The organism is Bradyrhizobium sp. (assembly GCF_050014615.1).
In the GTDB taxonomy this organism is placed as follows: Bacteria; Pseudomonadota; Alphaproteobacteria; order Rhizobiales; family Xanthobacteraceae; genus Bradyrhizobium.
Genome location: NZ_JBEKCZ010000288.1, coordinates 1 through 6,705 on the forward strand (window position 1 = coordinate 1; position 6,705 = coordinate 6,705).

7 protein-coding genes and 1 tRNA gene are annotated in these 6,705 nt (G+C 63.5%); 4 read left to right on the forward strand and 4 right to left on the reverse strand.

Features of this window, described 5'->3' with window-relative positions; translation table 11 throughout:
• The coding region (locus ABR948_RS28055; RefSeq protein ID WP_428124323.1) for a hypothetical protein at positions 1-210 on the forward strand (210 nt) is incomplete at its 5' end.
• Between the two features lie 4 nt (positions 211-214).
• Here the strand turns inward: ABR948_RS28055 and ABR948_RS28060 are convergent.
• Both ABR948_RS28060 and ABR948_RS28065 read right to left on the reverse strand, forming a co-directional pair.
• Positions 215-796 (reverse strand): hypothetical protein, encoded by a 582-nt coding sequence (locus ABR948_RS28060; RefSeq protein WP_428124325.1) that lies wholly within the window; start codon positions 794-796, stop codon positions 215-217.
• Between the two features lie 59 nt (positions 797-855).
• Positions 856-2,613, reverse strand: a complete 1,758-nt coding sequence (locus ABR948_RS28065; RefSeq protein ID WP_428124327.1) for a caspase family protein — start codon at positions 2,611-2,613, stop codon at positions 856-858.
• 263 nt (positions 2,614-2,876) lie between these two features.
• Between ABR948_RS28065 and ABR948_RS28070 the strand changes: the two genes are divergently transcribed.
• Complete coding sequence (locus ABR948_RS28070) at positions 2,877-3,245, forward strand: DUF1496 domain-containing protein (protein WP_428124329.1); 369 nt, start codon at positions 2,877-2,879, stop codon at positions 3,243-3,245.
• Between the two features lie 47 nt (positions 3,246-3,292).
• Here ABR948_RS28070 and ABR948_RS28075 read toward each other — a convergent pair whose 3' ends face one another.
• Positions 3,293-3,754, reverse strand: a complete 462-nt coding sequence (locus tag ABR948_RS28075) for a MarR family winged helix-turn-helix transcriptional regulator (protein ID WP_428124331.1) — start codon at positions 3,752-3,754, stop codon at positions 3,293-3,295.
• Positions 3,755-3,891: 137 nt separating this feature from the next.
• Between ABR948_RS28075 and ABR948_RS28080 the strand changes: the two genes are divergently transcribed.
• Together ABR948_RS28080 and ABR948_RS28085 are read left to right on the forward strand one after the other, a co-directional pair.
• Positions 3,892-5,163 (forward strand): MATE family efflux transporter, encoded by a 1,272-nt coding sequence (locus ABR948_RS28080; protein WP_428124333.1) that lies wholly within the window; start codon positions 3,892-3,894, stop codon positions 5,161-5,163.
• A 263-nt stretch (positions 5,164-5,426) separates the two neighbouring features.
• Positions 5,427-5,503 (forward strand) — tRNA-Arg (locus ABR948_RS28085).
• Positions 5,504-5,676: 173 nt separating this feature from the next.
• On the opposite strand, the gene ABR948_RS28090 is transcribed toward ABR948_RS28085, so the two are convergent.
• Positions 5,677-6,648, reverse strand: a complete 972-nt coding sequence (locus tag ABR948_RS28090; protein WP_428124335.1) for a glutathione S-transferase family protein — start codon at positions 6,646-6,648, stop codon at positions 5,677-5,679.
• Between the last annotated feature and the right edge of the window lie 57 nt (positions 6,649-6,705).

Here is a 6,705-nt window from a genome sequence, read left to right on the forward strand (position 1 = left end):
TCCGCTGACTATTTGTTACGCAGCGTGCCGGGAACCCACGATGATGAACCCATCCGTCGTTTCCATGCGGAATCGAAATCGAACATGCGAACGCGGATCATCGGCAATGGCGACCGCATCCGTCTTGCGCTCACCGAACGGCTGGCGGATACGGAAATGAGGCGGCTTCGTGGCGGGCGACGGAGGGCCTCGGTCGATGGCCAGGCATGAGGCTTCAATTGCCGAAAACATTCCCTGTTTGCACGCGGCAGCTCTCGCCGCTCGTTTTCACCGAGAAAATCTCGACTTCAGCGCCGGTAATAATGCTCGTCGTCCTCGTCGATTGAGCGCCGCCGGCCTTGCCTGTCACCACATGGGCGGAGCAGCTCTGAAAGCCGCCGTCGAAAGTGATCAATACCTGCGTCGCACCGGCACTGCCGCGCGGCATGCTCGCGCTCATCGTTGCGCCGTGGAAATTGAACGATCTGGCGGAACCTTCTCCCTGCACGGCGTCATTTGTCCTTGTGCCCGTTCTTCGGCCGCGCGCACTCGAGACGGTCATCGCGAAGCGGCTGAATGGACGCCCGGCGTCGCTGATATAGACGGAAAACTCCCCTGAAGCTGAAATGGACCTGATCTGCGCGTCCTGCCCCGTTGTTTGCTGTCGATCTTCCTGCCAGCTCACGATCACCGACTTGCCGTAGAGCTGCGGGGGCGCGGCCAGCGCGCCGGATGAGATGACAGAAAGCGCGATGATGGCCGGCACGAGATGGCAACAACGCTGGCGCAGTCGCGAGGGACATGCCGGGAACTCCATACTGAATCTCCATTTTTCGCGCGTTGTTGCCGCGGCCGCGTTGCCGGGTCGCAGAAAACCTACTCGCAATAACTCTTTCCGTTAAAGGAGAAACATTTCGCACCGCCCGGCGAAGCGGAGCGGGGTTGCGGCGCGGGATCCTGGGTCGCGGTCCGCGGTTTCGGCGCCGGCTCCGGGCGTTTCTCGCAGGATCCGCTGGAATTCAGGAAGGAGCCGCTGCCGCAACTGATCGCAACGCAGCGATCGCCCTCGACACGTTGTCCCTTGCCGCAGGTCAGCGGGCACACCCGATCGGACTTGCCGCGGACGGCGTCGAGGGCATCGAGGCTCGCCAGCTTGATATCGAAGCTGGTTTGGGCATTCTTGTTGAAAAGTTCGAGCGCCTTTTTCGAACTATCGTCCCAATTGCCGTCGACGGTCCCCGCATTGCAGCCAACGCGCTTGAGGTGGGCCTGCAGCAATCGGGTAATGTCGGCTTGATCGATTTTCGCGGGCGCGGGCATGGAGCCCTGCGGGATCGACTGGTTCGGCGTCAGCGATGCCATCTTCTCGGCGTCTGCCTTGGCCGCGCGTTTGGCCTGCTCGACCTGGAGCTGTGCATCCGCGATGGCCTGACGTTTGGCCTGCTCGACCTGCTGCCGGGCGGCTTCGGCCTGTTGCTGCGCCAGCTCGACCTGCTTTCTGGCTTCGTCCAGTTCCTTTTTGGCCTGTTCGGCCACCTGGCGCCGGGCTTCCTCGAGGTCTTTCTTGGCCTGCTCGGAGAGCTTCTGCTTGGCCTCGGCGGTTTGGCGCGTACTCTGCTCTTCGAGCTGCCGGCGCAGCTCGGCGGCTTTCTGCGCCGCCTGCTCCTCGGCCTCCCGCCGCGCATCGTCCGCCTTGGTGCGGGTTTGTTGCGCGGCCGACAATTTGCTGTTCTGGGCCCGGGCGAGGTTCGCATACAGGCCGGTGGCATGGCTGGCGAGAAACGAGTCCCACGCTTCCCTGGTCCCGATTTGCGCGGCCAGCTCGTAATCGACGCGCGCTTCGACTTCTGGATCGACGGGTTTTGCGACCTGCGGGACCAGCGCCATGGTCTGGCCGCCGAGCGAACCATAAACGAATGGCTCCTGGCGGTTGGCCGTGGTCTTCATCACCTCATCCCGGACGCGGCCGAAAGCCAGGCGCAGATCGAGCCCGGGTTCGGTAATGTATTTCACCAGCGCGGCGGCGAACGGACTGTTGTCGCCGTCGCCGTCACTGGCCACCGCGCCGGCCTTGGCGGCGTAGGCGACCAGCGTGTCCGACATCGCCGGTTCGATTTGCGCGAGCCCGCGCCCGATCGAGCGGCTGGCGACGCTGCGCTTCATCGTCTTGGCGAACGGATTGTCGCGGCAAGCGTCCAGGATCACGAGCTTGAGGCGCTTGACCGGATCGAGCGCCTTGAGCACGCGATCGAGCGACATGGTTTCGTCCTCGACGTCGAAATCGCTCAGCAGCCTCGCGTCCGCGGGCACCAGATAATTGGTGCCGTCGACCTCGATGCCGTGACCCGCATAATAGACCACCGCGATATCGGCATCGCGGGAAACCTCGGAGAATTCGCGGACCGCGCGGCGCAGGTCGGAAATGCCGAGGTCACGCCGGCTGTCGACCGTGTCGAAGCCGGCCTTCTTGAACAGTGCGGTCATGGCGTCGGCGTCGCGCGCCGGGTTGGTGAGCCGCGGCACCTGCTGATATCTGGACATGCCGATCACCAGCGCGACGCGCTTGTCCGCCAACGCCTGTCCAGTCGAAAGGCTGAACAAAAAGGCGAAGAAAATCAGGAGTACGAACCGCATTCCAGGCGCCCCACAGCCCAATTGCTGAACCATACCAATCAGCCCCTTGACCGACAAGTTGCCGGGCGGGGCGATTGGAATTGCAGATCTGAATATCAGTTTCCGGCAACATGCAGCGTGAGCCGGATCACAGATGCCGGCAGGTGCTAGGCTGCATCATGTCATCCGAGGCTTCGTGCCCACTCGGATGCGGTCGGAATTCTCTGCAGATATTCAGCTGTTTGTCCCCTCGCGGGGGCTCATTTTTAAAGGGGATAGTCGAGATGAGCCGCTATTTTATTTGGATATTTCTCTGCCTGGGCTGCGCGGGAGCGGTCGCCGCCGCGCCGGAACAGAAAGCAGGGGTTGGCCCGGTCTGTCTGTATGACAGTAAATCCTACAGCGAGGGGGCCTATGTCTGCGCCCAGAAATCCCTGATGCTGACGTGCTCATTCGACGGCACGCGGGCGATCTGGAAGCCGGTTGGCGACCGGGATCTCAATGAGCGCTGCACGGCGCCGACGACGCAGCACACTCCGCGGGAACAACGCCCGCGCCGACACTGGCGGCATGTCATGCTTCACAGGATTCATCCGGTCGCGGACAGTGCCGCGAAATGCTTCATGTTCATCGGCAAGCAATATTGCGAGTAGCGCGGCATCGCGACGCCGGCGGTCGCGCGCGCTCCAGCGCGAGCCGACTATTGAGCGCCGAGTTTCACCGCGGCGGTCTCGAGCATTTCATTCAAGGCACCCATCGCGCGGGACCCCAAGTGTTCCCGGACATGGCTTTGCGCCTGGCGCCAGAACGGCACGGCCTTGCGCAGATGGGCCCGTCCCTTGGCGGTGATCTGGATCGCGCGAACGCGGCGATCGCCGGGGTTTTCGACGCTGACCACCAGCCCCAGAACCTCGAGCGGTTTTAGATCGCGGTTCAATGTCGTGGGATGCTTCCCGACGCGCTCCGCCAGCGCGCCGATCGGGAGATGGTCTTGGCCGCCCTGCGTTGCGGCGTAGAGATTGGCGAGCACCCCGAACTGGTTGGCGGTGAGGTGGACCGGCTCAAGTGCTGCGTCATAGATCCGGGTCAGCCGCCGCGTCACCCGGCGGGCACGCAGGCAGGTACAGTCAGCCACCTCTTTGAGATCGATCGGGTCGGTCATCATCACTCTTAATTTATCCGCATCTATCGGCCGGCGCGGTTGATCGCAAGCCGATATCTGCATATACACATATTATATCTGCATATGCAGATAAAGGCGGATGTGGAGCAAATCCAGTGGCACCATCGGAATTATCCGTGCGATCCGCCGCCGCAACCGCCCGAACCGGCGCCGACGACGGCCTGTCGCCCACCGGTGCTGCCGCGCCGCCCGATGACCCCGAGGCCGACATCGCCGAGGCCCGGATCAAGGCCCGGATGCTGGCCCGGCGCCAGGCGCTGCTGAACGGCCCGATCCTGCCGACCATGCTCAAGCTCGCGATCCCGACCGTGGTGGTCCTGGTGGTGCAAACCCTGGTCGGCGTCGCGGAAACCTATTTCGTCAGTTTTCTCGGCACCGATGCGCTGGCGGGTGTCGCGCTGGTGTTCCCGGTGCTGATGCTGATGCAGATGATGTCCAATGGCGGGATCGGCGGCGGTGTCGCGTCGGCGGTCGCGCGCGCGCTGGGGGCGGGGCACAAGGATGAAGCCGATGCGCTGGTGCTGAACGCGCTGGTGCTGGCCGTCGTGTTCGGCGTGGTGTTCTCGGCCGCCGAATTCCTCGGCGGCAGCGCGCTCTACCGGGCGCTCGGCGGGCAGGGCGCCACGCTTGCGGCGTCGCTGGCCTATGCCGACACCGTTTTTGCCGGTGCGGCGCTGGTCTGGATCGTCAGCCTGCTGGCCGCCGCGTTGCGGGGCGCGGGCAATACGGTGGTGCCGGCCGCGGTGATCTTTATCGGCCTGTTCGTGCTGTTGCCGCTCTCGCCGATCCTGATCTTCGGCTGGGGACCTTTTCCCAGGCTCGGGGTCGCGGGCGCCGGCGTTGCGGTCGTCGCCTACTATCTGGTCGGGGCTTTGGTGTTGATCGGCTATTTGCGCTCAGGCCGCGGCACGCTGCGTCTGCCGCTGGATGTCCGTCGTATCGAATGGCGGTTGCTCGCGGACATCCTGCGGGTCGGCGGGTTGTCCGCGGTGGGGACGATCCAGGCCAACCTCACCGTCATCCTGGTGACCGGCATCGTCGGATTGTTCGGCACCAACGCGATCGCGGGATACGGCATCGCCTCGCGGCTCGACTATATCCTGATTCCGCTGCTGTTCTCGCTGGGCACGGCGGCGCTGACCATGGTCGGAACCAATTTCGGCGCCGGCCAGGTGGCCAGAGCGGAACGCATTGCCTGGATCGGCGCGTTCTTCGCCGCCGGCATCACCGAACTGATCGGCGTGACCGCGGCGATATTCCCGCGCGCGTGGCTTTCGCTGTTCAGCACCGAGCCGACGGTGCTGGCGACCGGCGAACTCTATCTGCACACGGTCGCGCCATTCTACGGCATATTCGGATTCGGAATGCTGCTCTACTTCGCTGGTTGATCGTGCTCCATTTCGGCGGCGGCCTGCGGGCGCTGTTCATCACAGTGGCGGTTGCGTCCGTCTCTTACGGGACCATCACGGCGACGGCGCTGTGGCTGCGCGGCTGGGACCGCGGTATCGCCAAAGCGGGCCTTGCGGCTGTGCCTAAACCGCGGTCGCGAAGCTGAGCCCCTTTCATTGCCGGCCGCCTTTCCAGAGGCTGGCGATCCGGCGGCCGCTCTGGTATGGAAATTCCAAGCCGCCCGCCTTCCGGCGGGGGCTTCGGTCCCGTAGCTCAGCCGGATAGAGCGACGGTTTCCTAAACCGTAGGTCGCATGTTCGAGTCATGCCGGGATCGCCAATTCATTTCAGGCATTAGTCCGAAAAGGTCCAGGGTCGTACGACGCCTTGCGCGTCAAGGATAAACGCTCGGGTAAACCGGCCTAGAGAAGGTTTAGACGACCGGGAAGGCTTCGGCAGCGGCGGCTGCGAAACGCAAAAAACCTTGACCGCTGATAGCCCAGCGCGGCGCCGCTATTCTGCTGAGGCTCTCGACATGAACGCAAGCTCCGGTCCTACCGGAACGATGCCACTCGGATTCAATTTGCGGTGGCTCTGATAGTAGTGGCGCTTGATGTGCCCAAGATTGACAGTCGCTGCGACGCCCTCGGTCCTGAACAGGGTGCGCATATAGTCGGAAAGGCGCGGATAGTCGGCAATCCGCCGGATGTTGCATTTGAAATGGCCGACATAGACGGGATCGAACCGAATCAGCGTCGTGAACAGCCGCCAGTCGGCTTCCGTGATTTCCCCGCCTGTTAGAAAGCGCCGGGATGACAGGCGATCCTCGAGCCAGTCCAGTGTCTCGAACAGCGGGCCGACGGCCTCCTCATAGGCTTCCTGCGTCGCGGCAAAACCGGCCCGGTAGACGCCGTTATTGACCGTCGCATAGATGCGCGCGTTCAAGCCGTCAATCTCGGTCCTGAGTACCTCGGGATAATAGTCGCCTGCCTTCGCGCCGATACCGTCGAAGGCGGTGTTGAACATGCGAATGATCTCGGACGACTCGTTGTTGACGATCGTGCCGGTCTTCCTGTCCCACAGAACGGGAACCGTAACGTGGCCCGAGTAGGCCGGGTCCGACCTCGTGTAGACCTCGTGCAGATAGTGCGCGCCGCCGACAGGATCGGGAACCACACCATCGCCTGCGGCGAAGCTCCAGCCCTGCTCGGCCATGAGCCAATGCACCACCGAGACATCGATGAGCGGCGTAAGCCCCTTCAGGGCTCGGAAGATCAGGGTCCGATGCGCCCAGGGGCACGCCAGGGAGACATAGAGATGATAACGGCCGGCCTCGGCTCTGTAGCCGCCGCCCCCCGTCGGGCCGGGCGTACCGTCATGCGTCACCCAGTTGCGGAAAACACTGTCCGGGCGCACGAACCGTCCGCCGCTGGCCGAGGTATCGTACCACTGATCGTGCCAACGACCGTCAATGAGCAATCCCATTTTCATTCTCCTTGCAAATTATCGGCGAGCATTGGCCGTATCCGCCCGTCGTCGACT

Bases quoted from the DNA above. Each gene is read 5' to 3' on its own strand.
- ABR948_RS28090 (WP_428124335.1), bottom strand. From the start codon at position 6,648: ATGGGATTGCTCATTGACGGTCGTTGGCACGATCAGTGGTACGATACC.
- ABR948_RS28075 (WP_428124331.1), bottom strand. From the start codon at position 3,754: ATGACCGACCCGATCGATCTCAAAGAGGTGGCTGACTGTACCTGCCTG.
- ABR948_RS28070 (WP_428124329.1), top strand. From the start codon at position 2,877: ATGAGCCGCTATTTTATTTGGATATTTCTCTGCCTGGGCTGCGCGGGA.
- ABR948_RS28065 (WP_428124327.1), bottom strand. From the start codon at position 2,613: ATGCGGTTCGTACTCCTGATTTTCTTCGCCTTTTTGTTCAGCCTTTCG.
- ABR948_RS28060 (WP_428124325.1), bottom strand. From the start codon at position 796: ATGGAGTTCCCGGCATGTCCCTCGCGACTGCGCCAGCGTTGTTGCCAT.